Origin of the sequence: Streptomyces sp. NPDC059900 (assembly GCF_050270335.1) — a bacterium.
Lineage (GTDB): Bacteria > Actinomycetota > Actinomycetes > Streptomycetales > Streptomycetaceae > Streptomyces.
Genome location: NZ_JBNNJZ010000024.1, coordinates 1 through 21,851, shown reverse-complemented (window position 1 = coordinate 21,851; position 21,851 = coordinate 1). Strand labels below are relative to the sequence as shown.

General features: G+C 69.4%; 22 protein-coding genes. 13 read left to right on the top strand and 9 right to left on the bottom strand.

The window, feature by feature from the left end:
- The first annotated feature begins 25 nt into the window (after positions 1-25).
- The 5 genes from ACQKIP_RS06475 (at position 26) to ACQKIP_RS06455 (ending at position 4,483) form a co-directional block, all read left to right on the top strand.
- The gene (locus ACQKIP_RS06475) at positions 26-970 is read left to right on the top strand and encodes a type II secretion system F family protein (RefSeq protein WP_365861694.1); all 945 of its coding nucleotides are present in this window, start codon (positions 26-28) and stop codon (positions 968-970) included.
- Between the two features lie 27 nt (positions 971-997).
- The gene (locus ACQKIP_RS06470) at positions 998-1,873 is read left to right on the top strand and encodes a DUF5936 domain-containing protein (protein WP_365861923.1); all 876 of its coding nucleotides are present in this window, start codon (positions 998-1,000) and stop codon (positions 1,871-1,873) included.
- Positions 1,874-2,576: 703 nt separating this feature from the next.
- Positions 2,577-3,185: a pilus assembly protein TadG-related protein gene (locus tag ACQKIP_RS06465; protein ID WP_427742344.1), complete on the top strand. Its 609-nt coding sequence runs from the start codon at positions 2,577-2,579 to the stop codon at positions 3,183-3,185.
- A gap of 32 nt (positions 3,186-3,217) precedes the next feature.
- On the top strand, positions 3,218-3,820 hold the full coding sequence (locus tag ACQKIP_RS06460; protein ID WP_365861696.1) for a hypothetical protein: 603 nt from the start codon (positions 3,218-3,220) through the stop codon (positions 3,818-3,820).
- A 3-nt stretch (positions 3,821-3,823) separates the two neighbouring features.
- The gene (locus ACQKIP_RS06455) at positions 3,824-4,483 is read left to right on the top strand and encodes an OmpA family protein (protein WP_365861698.1); all 660 of its coding nucleotides are present in this window, start codon (positions 3,824-3,826) and stop codon (positions 4,481-4,483) included.
- A gap of 594 nt (positions 4,484-5,077) precedes the next feature.
- Here ACQKIP_RS06455 and ACQKIP_RS06450 read toward each other — a convergent pair.
- Positions 5,078-5,503, bottom strand: a complete 426-nt coding sequence (locus tag ACQKIP_RS06450; RefSeq protein WP_365861700.1) for a nuclear transport factor 2 family protein — start codon at positions 5,501-5,503, stop codon at positions 5,078-5,080.
- 155 nt (positions 5,504-5,658) lie between these two features.
- Here ACQKIP_RS06450 and ACQKIP_RS06445 point away from each other — a divergent pair, with 155 nt between their 5' ends.
- Complete coding sequence (locus ACQKIP_RS06445) at positions 5,659-6,414, top strand: class I SAM-dependent methyltransferase (RefSeq protein ID WP_365861702.1); 756 nt, start codon at positions 5,659-5,661, stop codon at positions 6,412-6,414.
- 59 nt (positions 6,415-6,473) lie between these two features.
- Here ACQKIP_RS06445 and ACQKIP_RS06440 read toward each other — a convergent pair whose 3' ends face one another.
- Positions 6,474-7,655: a winged helix DNA-binding domain-containing protein gene (locus ACQKIP_RS06440; RefSeq protein ID WP_365861704.1), complete on the bottom strand. Its 1,182-nt coding sequence runs from the start codon at positions 7,653-7,655 to the stop codon at positions 6,474-6,476.
- A gap of 163 nt (positions 7,656-7,818) precedes the next feature.
- On the opposite strand from ACQKIP_RS06440, the gene ACQKIP_RS06435 reads away from it, so the two are divergent.
- Positions 7,819-8,166 carry a winged helix-turn-helix transcriptional regulator gene (locus ACQKIP_RS06435; RefSeq protein ID WP_365861929.1) on the top strand — a complete coding sequence of 116 codons (348 nt, stop codon included), beginning with the start codon at positions 7,819-7,821 and terminating at the stop codon, positions 8,164-8,166.
- A gap of 241 nt (positions 8,167-8,407) precedes the next feature.
- Here ACQKIP_RS06435 and ACQKIP_RS06430 read toward each other — a convergent pair whose 3' ends face one another.
- A complete protein-coding gene (locus ACQKIP_RS06430) occupies positions 8,408-8,740 on the bottom strand; it encodes a DUF192 domain-containing protein (RefSeq protein ID WP_365861705.1) in 333 nt (110 codons plus the stop codon).
- A 348-nt stretch (positions 8,741-9,088) separates the two neighbouring features.
- Between ACQKIP_RS06430 and ACQKIP_RS06425 the strand changes: the two genes are divergently transcribed.
- The gene (locus ACQKIP_RS06425; protein WP_365861707.1) at positions 9,089-9,592 is read left to right on the top strand and encodes a hypothetical protein; all 504 of its coding nucleotides are present in this window, start codon (positions 9,089-9,091) and stop codon (positions 9,590-9,592) included.
- Between the two features lie 15 nt (positions 9,593-9,607).
- Here ACQKIP_RS06425 and mgrA read toward each other — a convergent pair whose 3' ends face one another.
- Positions 9,608-10,645, bottom strand: coding sequence for an L-glyceraldehyde 3-phosphate reductase (gene mgrA, locus ACQKIP_RS06420; protein WP_365861709.1), 1,038 nt, complete (start codon positions 10,643-10,645; stop codon positions 9,608-9,610).
- A gap of 131 nt (positions 10,646-10,776) precedes the next feature.
- On the opposite strand from mgrA, the gene ACQKIP_RS06415 reads away from it, so the two are divergent.
- From ACQKIP_RS06415 to ACQKIP_RS06400, 4 genes are all read left to right on the top strand, one after another.
- Positions 10,777-11,550 carry an isoprenyl transferase gene (locus ACQKIP_RS06415; protein WP_365861710.1) on the top strand — a complete coding sequence of 258 codons (774 nt, stop codon included), beginning with the start codon at positions 10,777-10,779 and terminating at the stop codon, positions 11,548-11,550.
- A 330-nt stretch (positions 11,551-11,880) separates the two neighbouring features.
- On the top strand, positions 11,881-13,203 hold the full coding sequence (locus ACQKIP_RS06410; RefSeq protein WP_365861711.1) for a PhoH family protein: 1,323 nt from the start codon (positions 11,881-11,883) through the stop codon (positions 13,201-13,203).
- Between the two features lie 392 nt (positions 13,204-13,595).
- Positions 13,596-14,342 (top strand): lytic transglycosylase domain-containing protein, encoded by a 747-nt coding sequence (locus ACQKIP_RS06405; RefSeq protein ID WP_365861713.1) that lies wholly within the window; start codon positions 13,596-13,598, stop codon positions 14,340-14,342.
- 126 nt (positions 14,343-14,468) lie between these two features.
- Positions 14,469-15,848 carry an AI-2E family transporter gene (locus ACQKIP_RS06400; protein ID WP_365861715.1) on the top strand — a complete coding sequence of 460 codons (1,380 nt, stop codon included), beginning with the start codon at positions 14,469-14,471 and terminating at the stop codon, positions 15,846-15,848.
- A gap of 71 nt (positions 15,849-15,919) precedes the next feature.
- On the opposite strand, the gene ACQKIP_RS06395 is transcribed toward ACQKIP_RS06400, so the two are convergent.
- Positions 15,920-16,450, bottom strand: a complete 531-nt coding sequence (locus ACQKIP_RS06395) for an alkyl hydroperoxide reductase (protein WP_365861716.1) — start codon at positions 16,448-16,450, stop codon at positions 15,920-15,922.
- Between the two features lie 15 nt (positions 16,451-16,465).
- Positions 16,466-17,020 carry a peroxiredoxin gene (locus ACQKIP_RS06390; RefSeq protein ID WP_249588044.1) on the bottom strand — a complete coding sequence of 185 codons (555 nt, stop codon included), beginning with the start codon at positions 17,018-17,020 and terminating at the stop codon, positions 16,466-16,468.
- Between the two features lie 173 nt (positions 17,021-17,193).
- On the opposite strand from ACQKIP_RS06390, the gene ACQKIP_RS06385 reads away from it, so the two are divergent.
- Positions 17,194-18,150, top strand: a complete 957-nt coding sequence (locus ACQKIP_RS06385) for a LysR substrate-binding domain-containing protein (RefSeq protein WP_365861717.1) — start codon at positions 17,194-17,196, stop codon at positions 18,148-18,150.
- Between the two features lie 48 nt (positions 18,151-18,198).
- On the opposite strand, the gene ACQKIP_RS06380 is transcribed toward ACQKIP_RS06385, so the two are convergent.
- From ACQKIP_RS06380 to ACQKIP_RS06370, 3 genes are read right to left on the bottom strand one after another with little or no spacing between them, the layout of a single operon-like run.
- A complete protein-coding gene (locus ACQKIP_RS06380) occupies positions 18,199-20,616 on the bottom strand; it encodes an FtsX-like permease family protein (RefSeq protein WP_365861718.1) in 2,418 nt (805 codons plus the stop codon).
- Positions 20,613-21,299, bottom strand: coding sequence for an ABC transporter ATP-binding protein (locus ACQKIP_RS06375; RefSeq protein ID WP_365861719.1), 687 nt, complete (start codon positions 21,297-21,299; stop codon positions 20,613-20,615). Before ACQKIP_RS06375 ends, ACQKIP_RS06380 begins: the two co-directional genes overlap by 4 nt.
- Complete coding sequence (locus ACQKIP_RS06370) at positions 21,296-21,823, bottom strand: PadR family transcriptional regulator (RefSeq protein ID WP_365861721.1); 528 nt, start codon at positions 21,821-21,823, stop codon at positions 21,296-21,298. Before ACQKIP_RS06370 ends, ACQKIP_RS06375 begins: the two co-directional genes overlap by 4 nt.
- Positions 21,824-21,851: the final 28 nt, after the last annotated feature.

Here is a 21,851-nt window from a genome sequence, read left to right as displayed (position 1 = left end):
TGGCCGCGGGGGAGGCCACCGGCTGATGGAGAACCAAGCCGCCCTGATGGCTCTCGGCGCCACGATCCTGACCGGGACGCTGGCCGTCGCGGGAGTCCACATGTACGCCTCGGGCCGCGCGCAGCGCCAGGCGCTGGTCGACCGGCTCTCGATCGGCCCCGGCACGGGCGACGCCGGTGTCCGTGGCCGCCGCTTCTCGGCGGTCGACCGCCGCCTGCGCCGCACCCGCCTGGGCCGCGCCATCCACCTGCGCCTCTCGGCGACGGGACTCGACCTCACCGCCGGCGAGTTCTTCGTCTACGTGGTGGCGGTCGTCGCCGCGCTCTGGCTGATGGCGGCGGCCTCGCTCGCACCGTTCTTCGGGCCGATCGCGGGTGTGGTCGCCGTCTGGAGCGCGGTGGTGTTCCTCAACTGGCAACGCCAGAAGCGCATCGAAGCCTTCATCAACCAACTCCCGGACGTGGCCCGCATCCTGGCGAACGCCACGGCGGCGGGCCTGGCGCTGCGTACATCACTGGCCATGGCGGCGGAGGAGCTGGAAGCCCCCGCGGGCGAGGAACTGTCGATGGTCGCCGACCAGTTGGCACTGGGCCGCTCGATCGACGACACCCTGGGCGAGCTGGCCGAGCGCCTCCCGTCCCGCGAGCTGATAGTGCTCGTGACCACCCTGGTCCTCTCCAACAAGGCGGGCGGCTCGGTGGTGAACTCGCTGCGGAACCTCACCCAGACCCTGGAGGACCGCAAGGAGACCCGCAGGGAGGTCCGCACGATGCTCTCGGAGGTCCACGCGACGGCATTCACGGTCCCGCTCCTGGGCCTGGGCTCGCTGCTCCTGATCAATTCCTCCAATGAGGGCGCTCTGGCGAGGGTGACGGGATCGCCGGTGGGCCAGATGCTGATCCTGATCGCCCTTGGCCTGTACGCGGTGGGCTTCTTCGTGATCAGACGCCTGGGCAAGATCGAAGTCTAGGGAGGACGGAACGTGTTCGGTCTGGCGATGGCGGCCGTGATGGGCCTGGCGGTGGCGGGCGTATGCCAGGGCATCCGCATGTACCGGGCGGAGATGAAACTCCCCTCGGACCTGGCGATCGCCCTGGAGATCGGCGCGACGCGCGTCTCGACGGCGGGCTCGGCGGTCGACCGCCTGGGCATGCGCTTCGCGCCGCTGGTCCTGCGCCTGATGGGCCCGAAACGGGTGGACGCCAAGCGCCGCAGGATCGACATGGCGGGCAACCCCGGAGGCCTGACGATCGACCGCTATGCGGCGCGCAGGGCGGTCTACGGCATCTTCGGCTTCGTGATGGGCCTGGTCTTCCTCACCAACGGCTCCCCGCTCTTCGGCCTCCTCACCTTCGCCTTCGGGGTGACGGCGGCGGACGCACTGATCTGGCAGGCGATACGGGACCGCCGCGAGGTCATCGACCGCACGCTGCCGGACTTCCTGGACGTACTGGCGGTGGTGGTGTCGGCGGGCCTCGGCTTCCGCCAGGCGCTGGACCGCGTGGCGGAGCGCTACGAGGGCCCCTGGGCGGACGAACTGCGCATCACGCTCCGGCAGATGGACATGGGGGTCAGCCGCCGCCAGGCCTTCGACGAGCTGCGCCGCAGGAACGCGTCGGAGCAGGTGTCGCAGTTCGTCTCGGCGCTCCAGCAGGGCGAGGAACTGGGCTCGCCCATCGCGGACACGCTCATCCAGCTCGCCACGGACATGCGCCGCACGGACGCCCAGAACTCGCGCCGCAGGGCGGCCAAGACGATCCCCAAGGCAACGATGGTGACGCTGGTCTTCATGCTCCCGGCCACGATGATCCTCATCGCGGCGGGAATGTTCCTCGGGTCCGGCTCCGACTTCGGCTCGATCCTGGGGAAGTGAGGGGTGCGGTGAACGCTGCGGCGGTCCTCTCCACGGGAGCCGGTATCAAGCCACTCCGCGAAACCTCTTCGCGGCTGCAACCTCGTGTGGGACAGTCAGCCGAAGGCCGAGAGGCGTGCAATACCGTCGGGGACGGCGCCGGGCGGCTCTCGTCGCTCCAACTGACCTTTGCAAAAAGCGAGTTCACGGTACTCAGGGCAGGCTCAGCGGAGACTCAGGGAGGGGATGTCGTGAAACGCATCGAACCGCCGAAAGCCCGGCCGGGAACCTCTGCCGCACGCCCCCGGGGTGCGTGATGACCACGCCGCCGGGGAAGGGAACTCGCCAACTTGCGCGTCACAAACGGCATTGGTTGCGGAGAGTGGCTGATGGGTCACATGATCTCGCGTACGTTGCCTATGACGACAGCGGCGTCGGAATTGATCGCGCCGGTGGCGCGTTCGGTGCGTTTCGCGGTGCGTGTATCGGGTGGGAGAGAAGGGGCCGTCGTGCTGAAAGATCGCGTACTCAGAGTCTGGGTCGACTGGACCGTAACCGTGGCTTCCCGGGTTCGGGGGAAGGAGCGGGATGCGGGGGCTGGGTTTGTGGAGTATGCGGGGTTGATGATTTTGATCGCGGGGATCTTTACGTTGATCGACGGCCTCGGACTGGACGGCCTGATCTCCGGAGCGATTCTGGACGCGGTCAACAACGTTATCGGCGGCTGACGTTCAGCAGTCTGCGAAGTGACCGAGGGCAGACCCTCCCCATCTATATCTGGGTAACGGGGATCCTGCTCTTCGTTGCGTTCGCCTTCTTTGCGTTCGCCCAGGCGGCATCCGCACGCAACGGCGCGCAATCAGCTGCTGATGCGGCGGCGCTGGCTGCGGCGCAGGATGCCAGGGACGAACTCCTCGAGGGGCTGGGGGGATCCATCGGCGAGGGCGACGACTGGCTCGACTGGCTGGGGGGCGACAACTTCACGGGCGATGGCGCCGAAGGTGCGGCAGACGCGCTTGCCGCCGACAACGACTCGTCCGTCATCAGCTTCGGGCCTGCAGAAGTGAACGGCTATCCAGGTTTCCGGGTGAAGGTCGAGACCGATTACACGGTGGGCGATTCGATCATTCCGGGCACTGAGTCCAAGCACGCCCGGGCCGAAGCGACCGCCGTCATTAAGCCGCGCTGCGATGTTGATCCCGCGGCCGATCCAGAGAAGGTCATCGAGTTCGACTGCGACGGCGGTGATTCATTCGAGATCGATCCTGATGACTTCGAACTGGATGACCTCCCGGACGCATCCACCCTCTTCTCCGTGCACTTGGCCGACTGATGAGCGTTCGACGAAAGAAGGAAGCTGTACCGATGAGCATTCGGCGCACCACAAAGACCCGCAGGGCAATGACCGCTGTGGCGATCACGACTGGGCTGGTCCTCACGGTGGCGGGTTGCGGTGGCGGAGGGGACGACGACAAGGCCAAGGCTGAAAAGAGCTCGTCATCCTCGGGTGGCAAGGATGACGCAGGTGACGACAAGGCAAAGGAAACTCAGCAGCCGTCTTCGGACACTGTGCTCGCAGAGGTGAAGGGCGAGGAGGGCTTGATTCTCAAGGTCACTTCCGCCAAGCGTGACGAGGGCGGCTTCCTCACTGTTGAGGGCACGGTCACCAATGGAGGCAGCAAGGCCTGGGTGGCGGGCAGCTGGCGAGGAGACGAGAAGGAGCTGACCAAGAATGGCGGCTCGATCGCCGGGGCCAGCCTCGTGGACACCGAGGGGAAGAAGAAGTACCTCATTCTCCGCGATACGGAGGGCCGGTGCCTGTGCACGCGCTTCACTGGAGGTGTGCTGACCGGCAAGACCGTCGACTGGTTCGCCCAGTTCCCGGCCCCTCCCGCAGAGACGACCAAGGTCGACTTCCACGTGGGCGCCATGCCCCCCGCCTCCATCGAACTCTCCGAGGGCGAGTGACCCATGGGCCACCCACGATCACGCAGCCTGGCGACGGCCACCGCGACCCTCGCGGCCCTGGTCCTCCTGACCGGCACCCCGGCCTTCGCGGATGACGACGACCCCAGCGCACCCCCCGGCAGCACGACCACGACCCCGCCCCAGGAGGTCGACTCCAACAGCCCCGGACTCAAGCTGGCCGATGGAGCGACCCTGGCTCCGGCGAAGGTGCTGGACATCAAGTCGGTGGTCGAGGACATGGGAGGCGAGGAGCGCCGGGAGGACACCAATACGGACGTCAAGTTCGCTCTCCAGGCCGAAGTCCTCTTCCCCAAGGACAGCAACAAGCTGAACCCCGAGGCGAACTCCCGTATCAAGGCGATCGCGGAAGAGGCGAAGGCCCAGAAGGCGACGAACGTCCGCATCTTCGGCTTCACGGACGACCTCGGCTCGTACAGCCACGGCAAGAAGCTGTCCCGCGAACGAGCGGAAGCCGTGCACGACAAGATGGCCGGCTATCTGGGCCCGGAGGTCACGTACTCCGTACGCGGCTACAGCGAGGACTATCCGATCGCGGACAACGCCTCCGAGCAGGGCCGCAAGAAGAACCGCCGGGTCGAGGTGTCCTTCCCCAGGGGGGCCGGGACGGATACGGGAACGGCACCGTCCGGCAGCCAGGACTGATCTACCACTGAGCCGGTGGCTTTGATCGCTTGCCGGGGCCGTCCGGTTGTCCCGAGGTTGGCGGTTGCGGGGCGGGTGTAAAGGGCGCTCCGCTGCGCTGCGCGTCGGCTGCGCCGATTGCGCTGCGCTCCACCCTTGACACCCGTCCCTCCACCGCGCGAGGGAAGACGACCGGACGGCCCAGGGGCGGGACTCTCGACCAGGGTGGGTGGGGTTGGGCGGTGTTCGTGTCGGGTGCGGACTGGTTCGTCGGGGGTGGCCGTCGCTGGCATGGGTGGTCGGGTCGGTGGCGCCTTTCGAGGAGCGGTCGGGGCGGTGGGGCAGGGCGGTACAGGAAACTCCCACGAAGCGAGGCGGTGAGGCTTGGTGGGCGGGACTTTTCTGCGATCCGTGCGGAGGGCGCGGGGGTCGCGGAGGGCGCGGAGGCCTGGGGGGTGGGTCACCTACTTTGGGAAAGTTGCGTTTCGAGAGTCAGGGGGCGCGCGGAGAGCGTGATGCGCCGTCGTGGACGGCAGCAGTGGCCGCAGCTGCGCGTGATCGTTGTCGGTCATCGCCGCGGCGCGGTGGACGTGTACTGGTCGCCTCAGTTGCGATTTACGGAGCTTCGAAAGCCTGCGTCACCGCGAGGCTGTCCTCGTATACGTGGTGGCGGGTGACCAGGCCGTTCTCCACGGTGAGGTGCAGGGCGAACCGTGCCCGGTAGGGCTTGCCCGTCGGGCGGGCGGTCTGGCGGATCTCGCCGAGTACGACGGCGTGGGTGCCGTCCACGAGGATGCGCTCGACCTGCGTCGCCGCCTCCCCAGGCACGTGGCGCTCCGCGAGCTCCCGGTAGTGGGCGGCGGCGTCGGCGCGGGTGGTGCGGGGGCGGATCCAGGGGGTGGCGGCGCGGCCGTGTTCGGACTCCGGCCAGTCCAGCTTCCAGTCGGCGTCATCGGCGTACAGCTCGGCGATGCGCTCGGGGTCGCCCTCGCCGATGCGGCCGAGGAGGTCCTCCACTACGGAGCGGGTGGTGGCGGTCATGGGGTTCCTCCAGGCGGGGGCCGGGCTCGCGGGCCGGCGAAGCCCGCTGGGGTGTGTGTGGTGTGGGGTGATTGTGCTTCGTGGGGGTGGCGGCGGCCATTACCTTCGAAGTAATGGAGGTGAATCGCAGCGCCTTGCGATGCGAAGATCGCCGCATGAGTAGTTTCGACGCACTTGTGGCGGAAGCGGAGTCGGCCCCCACCGAGGGCTGGGACTTCTCCTGGTTCGAGGGGCGGGCCACGGAGGAGCGGCCCTCCTGGCGGTACGCCCACGCCATGGGGGAGCGGCTCGGGCACGCCGGCGCCTCCCTCGACATCCAGACCGGCGGCGGCGAAGTCCTCGCATCGGCGCCCGCCCTGCCGCCGCTCGCCGTCGCCACGGAGGGGTGGGCCCCGAACGTCGCCAAGGCCACCGCCCTGCTGCATCCGCGCGGCGCGGTGGTCGTGGCCTCGCCGGAGGAAGCGCCGCTGCCCTTCGCGGCGGAGGCGTTCGACCTGGTCACCAGCCGGCATCCGGTGCAGGCGGACTTCGCCGAGATCGCGCGGGTCCTGCGCCCCGGAGGGACGTACTTCGCCCAGCACGTGGGCCCCGCCAGCGTCTTCGAGGTCGTCGAGTACTTCCTGGGGCCCCAGCCCGACTCCGTACGGAACGGCCGCCACCCCGACGGCGAACGCGCGGAGGCGGAGGCGGCGGGTCTGGAGATCGTCGACCTGCGTGCCGAACGGCTCCGGATCGAGTTCTACGACATCGGCGCCGTCGTCCACTTCCTGCGCAAGGTCGTGTGGATGGTGCCGGACTTCTCGGTGGAGCGATACCGCCCCCGCCTGCGGGAACTGCACGACCAGATCGAAGCGGAGGGACCCTTCGTGGCCCACAGCGCACGGCACCTGATCGACGCCCGCAAACCCTGACCCCAAGGGTGAAGGGTGCCGGGACTGATCCCACGGGTGCCGGAACGGAAGTGCCGCTCCTACGCGTGTGCCCCCACCGTCACCTCGCCCACCACCAACTCCGCACGCCCCTCAAGCACTTCCCCCACCCGCTCCGCCTGCCCCGCGAGGTCCCGCTCCTGCGAGGCGCTCAGCGGGGACAGGGGTTCCACCGTGACCGTCACGCTGCGGCCGCTGCGGCGTTGGTGCCAGACGCCTGCCACGACTCCGTCGATCAGCAGTACGGGGAAGTTGCCCGCCTGGCCCCCGGCCAGCGCCCTTTCGTAGGCCCGGCCGGGGAACAGGCGAGCCCGCGGGTGGGAGGCGATCACGTACGCATCGAAGTACGGCAGCAGCCGCACGCCCGGCACCAGCTCGTCCGGGAACTCGGGGAACTCCGTGTCGCCCGCGGTCACCCACGACCCCGGCTCCCCCTCCAACCGGACCTCCTCGATGTCCCCCTCGGCCGCCAGGGACGCAAACACCCCGTCCGCCCAAGCGCCGGGCGCCGCGGCCCACTTGGCGTACTCGCGGGGCGTCGCGGGCCCGTACGCGTACAGGAAGCGCCGCACCAGGCGCCCCGTCGCCACCTCGGCGTCGAGCGGCGGCTCCCCGGCGGTCGGCGGGCGCGTGTACGTCACCTTGCGGCCCCGGTTCGGCGCGAAGGACAGGACCCCGCGGTGGCCCGCCAGGTGCATGACCGAGCGCCAGCGCGGCCACATTCCCTGGAAAGCGGGCAGCACCAGGTCGCCCGCCCAGGGTCCCGTACGCGCCACCACCTCGTCGCTGAGCTCGTCGATCGTCAGCCGGGCCCCGTCCAGCGCGTCGCCGATCGCGCGCACGATCTCCTCCGTCTGGTCCGGAGTCAGCCGGTCGGCGGCCTTGAAAGGGCTCGGGCCGCCGGGGATCGCTGACAACGCGCCGGTCCAGAGGGGGAGTTCCGCGGTCGGCAGGAAGTGGATCGTGCCGCGCGGCCCGTACGTCTTGACCAGGCTCGGCTCCTCACCCCACAGCGCGTCGCGTACGTCGTGCCGGGTCGCCCCGTCCATCCGCAGCCCCACCGACAGCTCCGCGGCGGACGACACCTGCGCCTGCGCGCCCAGCATCGCGCCCACGACCTCGCCGGGTCCCGCCTCGCCGGGCTTCGCCGGTGTCCGCAGGAACTGCCGGTCCATGCGCCGGGCGTTGGCAGCACTCCACGTGACGGTGGCAGGGGCGCTCATCGGAGGTCTCCTTCGGTACTGTCCATCGGGTAAGTGGCTCTGCGGACACGAGGAGTGGACCATGCCGAAGACCGGCACGGAGGGCATTTCCGAGAGCGACAAGGGGAGCGGCGAGGCGGGCGGCGCGGCGGGCGGCGAGGGCACGGACAAGGGTGGCAAGGCGATGTACGTCTGCGGTCTCGACGCCGCCGTCGACGTCGTCGGCGGCAAGTGGAAGCCGATGATCCTTTGGGCGCTCTACGCGGGCAGGACGCTCCGCTTCGGCGAGCTCCGCCGGCACATCGCCGGGATCAGCGAGAAGGTGCTCATCCAGCAACTGCGCGAGCTGGAGTCCGACGGCATCGTGCACCGCGAGGTGTACCGGGAGGTGCCGCCGAAGGTCGAGTACTCCCTGACCCCGCTCGGTGCGTCCCTGAACGAGGCCCTGATCCCGCTGGGTGAGTGGGGAGACGCGCACATGGAGCAGCTCGTGGCCGGTCGGGGGTGCAACAAGGAAGGCACGGCCGCCTGACGGAAAAGCCGGGCAGATGGTTGCCCCGCCGATCGGATCGTTAGCCAAGTGATCCCGGAACAGGTGGCGTTGATTCCGCATCGTTACCGGGACCGGCTCGATCTTGGCGCGTTCTTCGCGTAAGTTCAGACCAAGGCGAATTCGCGTGAGCAAAGCCACGTGTAGCGGTGCCGCGCGGTGGAGGGGGCTGCGCGGCCCCGCGCGCCCTCACCTCTCGTCAGGGCCGTCGAGGCCGCCGGACTCACCGGGCCCGCACCTCCACCCGGGCACCCGGGCGCACGCCCCACCGGGCCATCGCGCCGGCCTCCGCCTCCAGGACGTGCCGGGCCCGCAGCCGGGGCCGCCCGATCCGCCAGGGCCGCATCGTCCGCACGGACAGGACCCGCAGCTCGCGGTCCAGGTGCGCCACGTCCACGGCGAACCGCATCCGCACCGTGTGCACGCTGTTCGCCGGACTCAGCAGCAGCGCCCCCCTCACCCCGTCCCGGCCGAGCAGCCCGCGCCGCCGCGCACCGGCGGAGTCCGCGATCTCCAGGGGGAGGGCCCGGCCGGACGGAAGCAGAAGCGTCGCCATGCGGGCCGAAGCTAGCGCCCCGCCCGCCCGACGCGTCAAGCCCGGCGCGTCAAGGGCGCGCCCCGCCCCCGTTCCCCCCAACGGGCGACGGCCACACGGGGCCGAAATATGCCACCGGGGCCGAAATCCGGTGGGAGAACAGGGCCCCGGAGTCGCCAGCCGGTTTCGGAGAGTAGTTGTGGCACGCCGATGCGCGCAGCATCACTTACGAAGGGTTATGGTGGAAACCCCCCCTCGGGCCGGTCCATCTCCCCCCCATGGACCGGCCCGATTTTTTGTGCCCTGACGCCGGGCCCCCGCACCGCCCGCCCCGTCCCTGAGGCGAAGCCTCCGGATATGGTCATGGCCATGTCGAACCAGTTCCCCCCGCCGCCCCGGCACCCGCAGGCAGGCCTGCCCGGCTACCCCGGCCCCGCGACGGATCCCGCGTACGGCTTCGGGCCGGTACAGCCGCAGAAGATGCCGGGCGGTGTCCGGGCATCACAGATCATCATCTGGACGCTTTCCGGGATGTGCGTGCTCGGTTCCGTCCTCGGCGGCGTGCTGTACGGGCCGCAGACCGCGGGCGCGGTGCTCGGGAGCAACTTCCTGCTCATACCGCTGTGCGTGCTGGCCTTCCGCTACCACCTGCCCGGCAACGGCAAGCGTGTCGCGTCGATCGTGCTCAGCAGCGTGCAGATCCTGGTCGGCTTCGGCGCCCTTGGCCGGGGCGGCGGCCTCGGCGCGCTCATCCTGGCGGGCTGCTCGATCGCGCTCGTGATCATGCTCAGCCAGGGCTACGCCGGTGACTGGTTCAAGCGGGCGCGCACCCCTGACCCCGCGCAATGGCAGGGGCAGGGGTACGCAGGCTGAGGCGTTCCGGCGTAACTAGCCGCGTCCCGCCCAGATGTTCGTCCCCGGCGTGGACACGGCGAACGTGTCGATCTCGGCGAGCTCCTCGTCCGTGAGCTTCGGACCCGCGAGGGCCGCCACGTTCTCCTCCAGCTGCTTCACGCTGGAGGCGCCGATGAGCGCGGACGTCATCCGCTCGTCGCGAAGGACCCAGTTCAGCGCCAGTTGCGCGAGCGACTGGTCTCGGCGGGCCGCGATGTCGTTCAGGCCATTGAGCCGGCGCACGACCTCATCGCTCAGGAGGTCGGGGTCGAGCGACTTGCCCTGCGTGGCACGCGAACCCTCGGGGATGCCCTTGAGGTACTTGTTCGTGAGCAGCCCCTGCGCGAGCGGCACGAACGAGATGCAGCCCATGCCCGCGCCTTCGAGCGTGTCGAGCAGCCCGTCGTCCTCGGTCCAGCGGTTGATCATCGAGTACGAGGGCTGGTGGATGAGCGCGGGCACGCCCATCTCCCGCAGCAGCCGCGCCGCTTCGGCGGTCTGCTCGCTGTTGTACGAGGAGACGCCCACGTACAGCGCCTTGCCCTGCCGGACGGCGGATGCGAGCGCTCCCATCGTCTCTTCGAGCGGCGTTTCGGGGTCGAAGCGGTGCGAGTAGAAGATGTCGACGTAATCGACACCCATCCGCTTCAGTGAGGCGTCGAGGGACGAAAGCAGGTACTTCCGCGAACCCCACTCGCCGTACGGGCCGGGGTGCATGAGGTAGCCCGCCTTGGTCGAAATGACCAATTCGTCGCGGTACGGGGCGAAGTCCTGGGCGAACAGCTTGCCGAAGTTGAGCTCGGCGGAACCGGCCGGCGGGCCGTAGTTGTTCGCCAGGTCGAAGTGGGTGACGCCCAGGTCGAACGCGCGGCGCAGGATCGCGCGCTGGCTCTCCAGGGACTTGTCGTCACCGAAGTTGTGCCACAGGCCGAGGGAGACGGCGGGCAGCTTCAGGCCGCTGCGGCCCGTGCGCCGGTACTCCATGGCGTCGTAACGGTCCGCTGCCGCTTGGTACAGAGACGTGTCGTTCATGGGTACGAAGCTACTTCAGCACCGGATCTCGCGGGGGCAGGGCCCGGATCACCCGCGGGCAGAACCCCGGCCTCACAGCGGTAGGCTTTCGCCTTCGGGGACTGCCGTCTGCACGGAGGGGCTGAAAGACCGTGAACCTGCGGGACAGGCTGCGCGGCCTGCTGGTCAGGCTGTACGCACGCCGGGTGGAAGGTCATCTGGACCATGACCAGGTGCCCAAGCACATCGGCGTCATCATGGATGGCAACCGACGCTGGGCCAAGGCCGCCGGATCGACCACCGCCCAGGGCCATCAGGCAGGGGCGGACAACATCGGGGAGTTCCTCGGCTGGTGCAGTGAGACGGACGTCAAGGTCGTCACGCTGTGGCTGCTCTCGACGGACAACTTCGACCGGCCCCGGGACGAACTGGGTCCGCTCCTCGGCATCATCGAGGACACCGTCCGCTCGCTGGGCCGCGACGGCCGCTGGCGCGTCCACCACGTCGGCGCCACCGACATCCTGCCCTCGGGGATGCGCAACGTCCTCAAGGAGGCGGAAGAGTCCACGGCCCACGTCGACGGGATAGTGGTCAACGTCGCGATCGGCTACGGCGGCCGCCAGGAGATCGCCGACGCCGTCCGCTCGATGCTGCTCGACGCCGCGGACAAGGGCGAAACGCTCGAAGAGGTGGCCGACAAGGTTGACGTCGATCTCATCGGCAAGCACCTCTACACCAGGGCCCAGCCCGACCCGGACCTGGTGATCCGAACGAGTGGAGAGCAGCGTCTGTCCGGCTTCATGCTCTGGCAGACGGCCCACTCCGAGTACTACTTCTGTGAAGTTTTCTGGCCGGCCTTCCGCAAGGTCGATTTCCTGCGCGCGCTGCGTGATTACGCGGCCCGGCACCGGCGCTACGGCGGCTGACACCGCCGGGGCGCACGGGAAGTGCCCATGTCGATGAGGTGTGGGTAACCCAGAGTTCACGGACGCGCCGTCATATGCCCTGGCATGGCTGCGCTTGTTCGAGGGAATAAGCCTTCCAGGTCGACATCCGATTCACGGATGTCGTATCTCAGCGGGCGGCATGGGGCCGTCCGCCCGGGAGGCCCTTTGCACCAGGACGACCGTGCGGTGAGTACGGGCGAAGCGGAGGGCCGGAGCTCGGCCCGCGCACTGGGGTCCGAGACCGGCCCGGATTTCTCCCGGCATCCTTCCCGTCGCTCCCCGACCTCATCCGAGGGGGTACGTCCTTCCGTGGTGACCAGCACAAAGCGCCGCATGCCCGACAGGCGCACCTATGTTCTCGACACCAGCGTTCTGCTCGCAGACCCGAATTCCATGAACCGCTTCGACGAGCACGAAGTCGTGCTTCCCGTCGTCGTGGTCACGGAGCTCGAGGCGAAGCGGCACCATCCCGAGCTCGGCTACTTCGCCCGGCAGGCCCTGCGCCTCCTGGACGACTGCCGGGTGAGGCACGGTCGCCTGGACGCGCCGATCCCGATCGGCGACCTGGGCGGCACGCTGCGAGTCGAGCTCAACCACTCCGATCCCGGCGTGCTTCCGGCCGGCTACCGGTTGGGGGACAACGACTCACGGATTCTCGCCGTCGCACGCAACCTCCAGGCAGAGGGATACGACGTCACCGTCGTGTCCAAGGATCTGCCCCTGAGGATCAAGGCGTCCTCGGTCGGCCTCCTCGCGGAGGAGTACCGCGCCGAGCTCGCCATCACGGACTCCGGCTGGACCGGAATGTCCGAACTGACCCTCTCCGGGGAACAGGTGGATCTCCTCTTCGAGGAAGACACTCTGTATGTACCGGAGGCGGCGGACCTGCCCGTTCATACGGGCCTGACCATCCAGTCCGAGAGGGGCAAGGCACTCGGCCGCGTCACGGCAGAGGGCAATGTCCGCCTCGTACGCGGTGATCGTGAGGCCTTCGGCCTCAAGGGGAGGAGTGCGGAGCAGCGCATCGCGCTCGATCTGCTGCTCGATCCGGACATCGGCATCATGTCGATGGGCGGCCGTGCGGGCACCGGCAAGTCGGCGCTCGCGCTCTGCGCGGGCCTGGAGGCCGTCCTGGAGCGCCGCCAGCACCAGAAGGTGATGGTCTTCCGGCCGCTGTACGCGGTGGGCGGGCAGGAGCTCGGCTATCTGCCCGGCACCGAGGCCGAGAAGATGGGCCCCTGGGCGCAGGCGGTCTTCGACACGCTCGGCTCGGTGGCGGGCAAGGCGGTCATCGAAGAGGTGACGGCGCGCGGGATGCTCGAAGTGCTCCCGCTCACCCATATCCGCGGGCGCTCGCTGCACGACGCGTTCGTGATCGTCGACGAGGCCCAATCCCTGGAGCGAAACGTTCTTTTGACCGTTCTGTCCAGGATCGGAGCTAACTCCCGAGTCGTACTGACCCACGACGTCGCCCAGCGCGACAACCTCCGAGTGGGGCGGTACGACGGGGTAGTTGCCGTCGTCGAGAAGCTGAAGGGCCACCCGCTCTTCGCCCACGTCACGCTCACCCGCTCGGAGCGTTCGCAGATCGCGGCGCTCGTGACCGAAATGCTGGAGGACGGACAGATCTGAGCCAGTTCACCCTGGTTACGCGGTAGTTGGCGCCGCCCGGCGAAGCGAAGGAGCTTAGCCGGGCGGCGTCATGGCGTCCGCCCTTTTCCGAAAAACTCCCGGGGCAAACGAGGTGTGAGCTTTCACACGGCACGGAGAATTGCCTTGCGGCATCCGGCTGGGGCAGAGTCTGGGTCCTGTCAGGCCCCGCATGCGACACACGTGTACCCCCAGAGGTACAGCAACTCAGGAACACCAGAACTTCATAGTGGCCGTCGCATGCCGCCCGAAGCACCACGCGGCACTCCCGTCACGGGAGTTGTCCACCGGGCCCGTGCCTCCCGTGACCGAGAACCAAGCGGAGGCCAGCGTCCAGGGGCACGATTGCGTCCGCGAGGTCACCTATGCGGGCGATGCTGGAAGGAAACCGTGTGAGCCGGATTTCGGTCCGGGGATTCGCCGTGGCATCTGCCACCGCGGTCACCACTGTCGGCGCTGTTGTTGGTGTCGCCTCGGGCAGCACCCAGGGCGCCTCGAACGACAACGACTTCGAGGCGACGGCAAGCGAAGCGACCCTCCTCGCAGACATCCCCGCGGGCCAGCAGGCCCAGGTGCAGACCGCGTCCCTGACGCAGCAGGCCGACGCACAGGCCATGGCTGCGGACACGGCCGCGAAGAAGTCTGCTGCGGAAGCAGCGCGCAAGCAGGCCGCCGAGTCGGCGATCGCCAAGCAGAAGGCCGCCGAGAAGGCGGAGAAGGCGGAGGCAGCCCAGAAGGCCGCCGACGCGAAGGAGCGCAAGGAGGCCGAGTCCAAGGCCAGCCGCTCCTCCACGCGTGACGCCTCGTCCTTCAGCACGCAGTCCTCGTACTCCGTCTCGCAGGTTCAGGCGATGGCACGGCAGATGGTCCCCGGTGACCAGTTCCAGTGCTTCAGCAACATCGTCAACCACGAGTCCACCTGGAACTACAAGGCCAGCAACGCCTCTTCCGGCGCGTACGGCCTCGTCCAGGCGCTGCCCGGCTCCAAGATGGCCTCGGCCGGAGCCGACTGGCAGACGAACCCCGCCACGCAGATCAAGTGGGGCCTGGGCTACATGAACGACCGCTACGGCAGCCCGTGCGGCGCCTGGGAGTTCTGGCAGGCGAACAACTGGTACTGAGTCGCGGCTCAGCTCAACCTTTCGAGGCCCCTCACCGTCAATCGGTGGGGGGCCTCAGCCGTGTACGGTCAGTCGGACAACTTCCAGGGGGGAGTGGTGGGGAAAGACGGGGGAAGAGGACGGATCATGTCGCGAGTACCAGGGTGGATCGGCCGGCTCGGCGCCGGGCTGTCTCAGATGGGCGAGCGGATGGGGCGCGATGAGCCCGATTCCGGCCCGCTGGACGACGTGAGAACGTCCCGGAGGTCGGCCCACGAAGAGGCCGCCGCCGCCGATCTGGCGGCCGAGGCGGCCGCCGGCGTGGATCCGGAGCAGGTCGTCCCCGCACCGCCCGCGTACGCGCCGGCCGTGTCCGCGCGGCCCGATCCCGTCGCGGCGGTGCCGTGGGGGATGCGGGTCGCCGCCGAGGCCGGCTGGCGCCTTCTCGTACTCGCGGGCACGATCTGGGTGTTGATGAAGGTCATCAGCGCCGTCCAGCTCGTCGTCTTCGCCTTCGTCGCGGCGCTGCTCATCACCGCGATGCTCCAGCCGACGGTGGTCCGGCTCAAGCGGCTCGGGCTGCCCAGGGGCCTCGCGACGGTCGTCACGGCCGTACTGGGCTTCGTCATCATGGGTCTTGTCGGCTGGTTCGTCGTCTGGCAGGTCATGGACAACGTGGACACGCTGTCCAGCCAGGTCCAGGACGGCATCGACGATCTGCGCAACTGGCTGCTCAACAGCCCGTTCCACGTGACCGAGGACCAGATCAACAACATCGCCAAGAGCCTGCGCGAGGCGGTCGGCGCGAACACCGAGGAGCTGACGTCGGCGGGCCTCGAAGGCGTCACCGTGATCGTGGAGGCCATGACCGGCATCCTGCTCGCGATGTTCTCGACGCTGTTCCTGCTCTACGACGGCAAGCGCATCTGGCAGTGGGTCCTCAAGCTGGTCCCGGCGCCCGCGCGGCCCGGTATCGCGGGGGCGGGGCCGCGGGCGTGGCGCACGCTGACCGCCTATGTGCGCGGCACGGTGATAGTGGCTCTGATCGACGCGATCTTCATCGGCATCGGGATCTACTTCCTCGGCGTGCCGATGGCGGTGCCGCTCGCCGTCTTCATCTTCCTGTTCGCGTTCATCCCGCTGGTGGGTGCGGTCGTCTCGGGCGCGCTCGCCGTGGTGGTCGGTCTGGTGACGCAGGGCGTCTTCACCGGCCTGATGACCCTGGTCGTGGTCCTCGCGGTGCAGCAGATCGAGGGCCACATCCTCCAGCCGTTCATCCTCGGCCGCGCCGTACGGGTGCATCCGCTGGCCGTGGTGCTCTCCGTGGCCGCGGGCGGGCTCGTCGCCGGGATCGGCGGTGCGGTGGTGGCGGTGCCGCTGGTCGCCGTGACGAACACGGTGGTGGGCTACTTGCGGGCGTACTCCCGTGAGGCCGCCCTGAAGCAGTCCCCGCCGCCGCGGGGCGCGACGGCGATGGACGTGGCACCGGTGGAGCCCCCGGCCCCTTCGCCGGGTACCGGCTCCTGACCCCGCACGCACGCGAAGCGGCCCCGCTCAGCAGTTGCTGAGCGGGGCCGCTTAGTTGGATGCGCCGGGCCTCAGGCCAGGACGTCCTCCGAGTCCAGCGTGACGCCGACCGCCTGGATCACCGCGGCGATCTTGACGGCTTCCTGGATCGTCTCGCGGTCCACGCCGGCCTTGCGGAGCACCTGCTCGTGCGAGTCGAGGCACTGACCGCAGCCGTTGATGGCGGAGACGGCGAGCGACCACAGCTCGAAGTCGACCTTCTCCACGCCCGGGTTGCCGATGACGTTCATCCGCAGACCGGCCCGCAGGTTCCCGTACTCCGGGTCGGAGAGCAGGTGGCGCGTGCGGTAGAAGACGTTGTTCATCGCCATGACGGCCGCGGCCGACTTGGCGGCGGTGTACGCCTCGGGGGAGAGGTTCGCCTTCGCCTCGGGCTCCAGCTCGCGCAGCACCTTCGGGGAGCGGGAGGCGATCGCGCAGGCGAGCACCGTGCCCCAGAGCTGCTGCCCGGGCAGGTCCGAGTTGCCGATGACCGAGCCGAGGTTCAGCTTCAGGTCCTTGGCGTAGTCCGGTACGGCGGACTTCAGTTCGTCGAGTGCCATGTCAGAAAGCTCCGTTCACTCGCCCGAGAGCAGCGCGACCGGGTCCAGGGTCTCGTCGCCCTGGGTCCAGTTGCAGGGGCACAGCTCGTCGGTCTGGAGGGCGTCGAGGACCCGCAGGACCTCCTTGGGGTTACGGCCCACGGAACCGGCGGTCACCATCGTGAACTGGATCTCGTTGTTCTGGTCGACGATGAAGACGGCGCGCTGGGCGAAGCCGTCCTCGCCCTCGATGCCGAGGTCACGCATGAGCTCGTGCTTCGAGTCGGCCAGCATCGGGAAGGGCAGGTCGGTGAGGTCCGGGTGGTCCTTGCGCCAGGCGTGGTGCACGAACTCGGAGTCGCCGGAGAAGCCGAGGATCTGGGCGTCGCGGTCAGCGAACTCGTCGTTCAGCTTGCCGAAGGCGGCGATCTCGGTCGGGCACACGAAGGTGAAGTCCTTGGGCCACGCGAAGACGATCTTCCACTTGCCCTCGTAGGTCTTGTGGTCGATCTGCTGGAACTCCGAGCCCTTCTCCAGCGAGACACAGGCAGTCAGATCGAACTGGGGGAACTTGTCACCGACAGTGAGCACGCGCTCTCCTTGCTGCAAAGAAAATCCCTTTTGGGGAGTTTCCTGGGGGGTTGGACTGATGTTGATGGTGGCACAGGGTGCATTGATTATGGAAATAGCTAGAGTGGGTTGTGTTGATCGGACCTGGCTATCAGTCCCCGTAGTAAAGGGGACACCCAAGAAGGAGGAGCGACTTGGCCACCAGCGCCAAGCCCGCGGCCAAGCGCGGCGCCCGTCAGCCGAGCCTCGCCCAGCTGCGTGCCTTCGCCGCCGTCGCCGAGCATCTGCACTTCCGGGATGCCGCCGCCGCGATCGGCATGAGCCAGCCCGCGCTCTCCGGCGCCGTGTCCGCCCTTGAGGAGACACTCGGTGTCACCCTGCTCGAACGTACGACCCGCAAGGTGCTGCTCTCCTCGGCGGGCGAACGGCTCGCGGTGCGGGCCAGGGCCGTGCTCGACGAGGTCGGGGCGCTGATGGAGGAGGCCGACGCGGTGCGCGCGCCGTTCACCGGGGCGCTGCGGCTCGGCGTGATCCCGACCGTGGCGCCGTATCTGCTGCCCACGTTCATCGGACTCGTCCACGAGAAGTACCCGGACCTGGATCTCCAGGTGCACGAGGAGCAGACCTCGTCGCTGATCGAGGGGCTCGGTGCCGGGCGGCTGGACCTGCTGCTCCTCGCCGTACCGCTCGGCGTGCCCGGCGTCACCGAACTGCCCCTGTTCGACGAGGACTTCGTGCTCGTCACGCCGCTCGACCACTGGCTCGGCGGACGCGAGGGCATTCCGCGCGACGCCCTGCGCGAGCTGAACCTGCTGCTGCTCGACGAGGGGCACTGCCTGCGCGACCAGGCCCTGGACATCTGCCGCGAGGCGGGGCGCGCGGACGCCCCGGTGACCACGACCGCCGCCGGGCTCTCCACCCTCGTACAGCTGGTGGCGGGCGGGCTCGGCGTGACGCTGCTGCCGCGCACCGCCGTCCGCGTCGAGACCAGCCGCAGCAACCAGCTGCTCACCGGTTACTTCGCGGACCCGGCGCCGACCAGGCGCATCGCCCTCGCGATGCGTACGGGGGCCGCGCGGGCGGCGGAGTACGAGGCGCTCGCCGTCGCCCTGAGGGGGGCCGTAAAGCCGTTGCCGGTGCGGGTGTTGTGACCCCGCACCGGCAACGTCCGGCTCCCGCTTCCGCTTCCGCTAGGGGAGTTACTCCGTCCGCAGGCCGTCCGGGCGCATCATCCGCCACAGCGGCGGCAGGCTGAGCAGCGTCACGACCGCGACGAGCACGGCCCCCGCACCGGTCAGCGGCAGGAAGATCCACCAGTCCTCGACCGATTTCTCGATCATGCGGACCATGACGAGGCCGAGTCCGAGGCCGCCCGCGACCGCAAGGGCCAGGCCGAGGGCCACCGGGACGGCCGTCTGCCACAGGACCGACCACGCCATCGAGCCGCGCCGCGTGCCGAACGCGGTGAGGGCGGCCAGGAGGCGCTTGCGCTCGCGCAGTTGCTCCAGCATCGACACGAGCATGGATGCCGCGATGAGGACCATCGTGGCCATCGCGCCGATCATCAGGCCGGTCTGGATGGAGGCGTACTGCTTGTCCCGCTCGACCGCTCGCAGCGTCATCACGTCGAGGAACGGGTCGACGCGGGCCGCGGCGTTGCGGACGTACTCCTCGTTGTCCTTCACCTGCGGGTCGACCTGGATCATGGCGCTCGTCTCGGCGTCGACCAGCTCGGCCGGGGAGATCGCGCCGGGGGTGGCGAAGATGCCGTCGTGCAGGTCGCCGCCCGGGTCGGGGCGGGCCTTGACCTCGCGCGTGTCCGCGGGCAGCGTCCACGGCTTGTGCTTGTGGCCGGGCTCCTCCCAGCTCATGGAGTTCAGGTCGATCGGCTTGCCGGGGCGGGCCGTCTCGTCGACCCACTCGTTCATCTCGGCGTCGCCCGTGTGCACGACGAAGGTGTCGCCGTCCTTGCACGAGCTGATCCGGGCCAGCTCGCGCAGGTTCGCGCAGGTGCCGACCGTCAGCTCCGTGGTGGGCCTGAGGTCGTCGGCGTTCTTCAGCTTGCCGGGCTTGACGACGTACGAGGAGACCGTGCCGATGACGTTCTTGACGCCCTTGGTCGTACGGAACGTGTCGATCATCTGCGTGGCGAGATCGCCGTCCCCGACGCTCGCGCGCACCTGGAGCTTGGCCCGCGCGGGGTCGTTGTTCGTGACCCGGTCGAAGTCGTTGTGCATCGAGCCGAACATCATCTGGAGGGCGATGGCGCCCGCCACCGCGACCGTGATGCCGCTGACCGCGCGGGCCGCCGTGCCGCTGCTCAACTGGAGCCTGCGGATGGCCAGCTGCCAGGGCACGGGTCCTCCGCGCACCTTGGCCACGGCCGCTTCGACCAGCCAGGGCAGCAGCGCGGCGAGGCCGATCAGGGTGAGCGACGCGCCCAGGCCGATGGCGAAGACCGGCGGGGTCAAGTCGCCCGCGAGGCGGCCCGACGCGAGCAGGATGCCGATGCCGGCCACCGGCATCAGGACACGCCACCAGATGCGGCGCTTGCGGGGCTTCGCGCTGCGGAAGACGCCCAGGGGTTCGATGGAGACGGACCGCAGCGAGATCAGCGTGACCACGAAGGCGGTCAGCGGGACGGCCACCAGGACGAGTACCGCGAGGACGGGCACCGGCGTCACGTCGGTCGCGAAGGCGCTGACCTTCCAGACGTCGAACACGCCGAGCAGCTCGCGCAGGCCCAGGAAGGCGACGGCGCCGAAGACCAGGCCGAGCAGCGCGCCGCACAGGGCCTCGCCCGCGGCGATCCTGCGCACCGCCTGTGCGTCCGCGCCGACCAGCCGCAGCGCGGCGAGGCGCTTGTCCCGCCGCTCGCCGCCGAAGCGGACCGCAGTGCCGATGAAGATGACCACGGGGGTCAGCAGCACCACGCAGCCCAGGACGACAAGGACGATGAGGATCGGGTCCAGCGGCTTCGGCGGTTCCTTGTAGCCGAACTTCACGATGCGGTGGCCGCCCTTGGCCTGGGTGAGGGCGTCGGAGCCGGTGTAGAAGTACAGCTCCCGGGGGTGGACCAGGCCGGGGTCGCCGATGGTGCCCGTGATGCGGTAGTTCGCGAAGCGCTCCTTGAGGAGCTTGCCCTCCGAGCTGTTCATGAGGTCGCGCAGGGCGGGCGAGACGACCATCTCGCCGTCCGCGGGCAGCTTCGTCAGGCCGGGCGGCAGGGCCGGGTGCTTGCCCTCGGCGCGCACCACGCGGCCGGCCACGGTCGAGTCCCGGAAGTCGGTGTCGGCGTAGCGGGTGAGGACGCTGGTGTCGGACCGCTTGTGCTCCTTGCCGTCGAACTGGCCCTCGGCGGAACGGGCCACCGAGCGGTCCTCCCGGTGCTGGAGCAGGTTCGGCACGGAGGCCGCGCCGAGCAGCAGCGCCACGCCGAGGCCGACGCCGACCGCGGTCATGATCGTGCGGGCCCAGCCCGCACGGCCGCCGCCGACGGCGAAGCGTATGCCCATCACGAGATCGCGGGTCCAGGCGCGGACGCCTGTCGGCGCGGTGTGCCCGGGGTACGGCGCCTCGGGCCCCGTACGGGCCTTCGCCCGGGTGTCGAGGCTCATACGGCCCGCTCCATGTCGCGTGACTTGCCGTCGCGCACGACGATCTCGCGGTCGGAGTAGGCGGCGACCCGCGTCTCGTGCGTGACCAGGACCACGGCGGCGTTCGTCGAGCGCGCGGCGTCGGTGAGCAGCTCCATCACGCGCTCGCCGTTGAGCGAGTCGAGCGCGCCGGTCGGCTCGTCGGCGAAGAGGACGCGCGGATTGGTGGCGAGCGCGCGGGCCACGGCGACGCGCTGGCCCTGGCCGCCGGAGACCTCGCCGGGGCGCTTGCCGAGCAGGTCGTCGACCTCCAGGCGCTCCATCCAGGTCTGCGCGGTGCGCTCGGCGTCCTTGCGCTTGGCGCCGTTGAGCCGCAGCGGAAGCGCGACGTTCTCCACGCACGTCAGCTCGGGCACCAGCTGCCCGAACTGGAAGACGAAGCCGAACTCGCTGCGGCGCAGGGCGCTCAGCGCGGCGTCCGGCAGCCCCGCGAGCTCGCGGCCGTTGTACGTGATGGAGCCCGCGTCGGGCTTCACGATCCCGGCGAGGCAGTGCAGGAGCGTGGACTTGCCGGAGCCGGAGGGGCCCATCACGGCGACCACCTCGCCGGGGTGGATGGAGAACTCCGCGCCGTCCAGCGCGGTCGTCGGACCGTACGTCTTGCGCAGGCCGGACGCGGTGAGAAGGGAACCTGCGGGGGTCATGCGGAGCGCACCTCCTTGGCGAGCTTGCCGAGGCGTGCGGCGGCCAGTTCGAGCCAGCGCAGATCGGCTTCGAGGTGGAAGAGCGCGTGGTCGCAGATCAGCTGGTCGGCGAGATCGCCCTTGCGCTTGCGGTCGGTGAGGATGCGCATCAGGCGCAGGTGCTCGGCGCGCTGGGCGTCGAGCATCTCCGAGGCGTCGCGGTCGGTGAGGAGCGCGAGGACGACCTTCGTGTAGAGGGTCGACTGGAGGTAGGGCTCGGGCTTCTCCGGGGTCGCGAGCCACTGCTCGACGTCGGTGATGCCGGCGTCGGTGATCGCGTAGCGCTTGCGCTCGGGGCCGCCGTCCGTCTCTATGCCGTCGACCTCGACGAGGCCGTTCTTCAGGAGGCGGGACATGGTCGAGTAGACCTGCCCGTAGTGCAGGGGCTTGTCGTGACCGAACTTCTCGTCGAAGGTGCGCTTGAGGTCGTAGCCGTGGCGCGGGCCCGACTCTAGGAGGCCGAGGAGGGTGTGACCGATGGACATGCGGAGCACTCTACACCGTGTGTATACG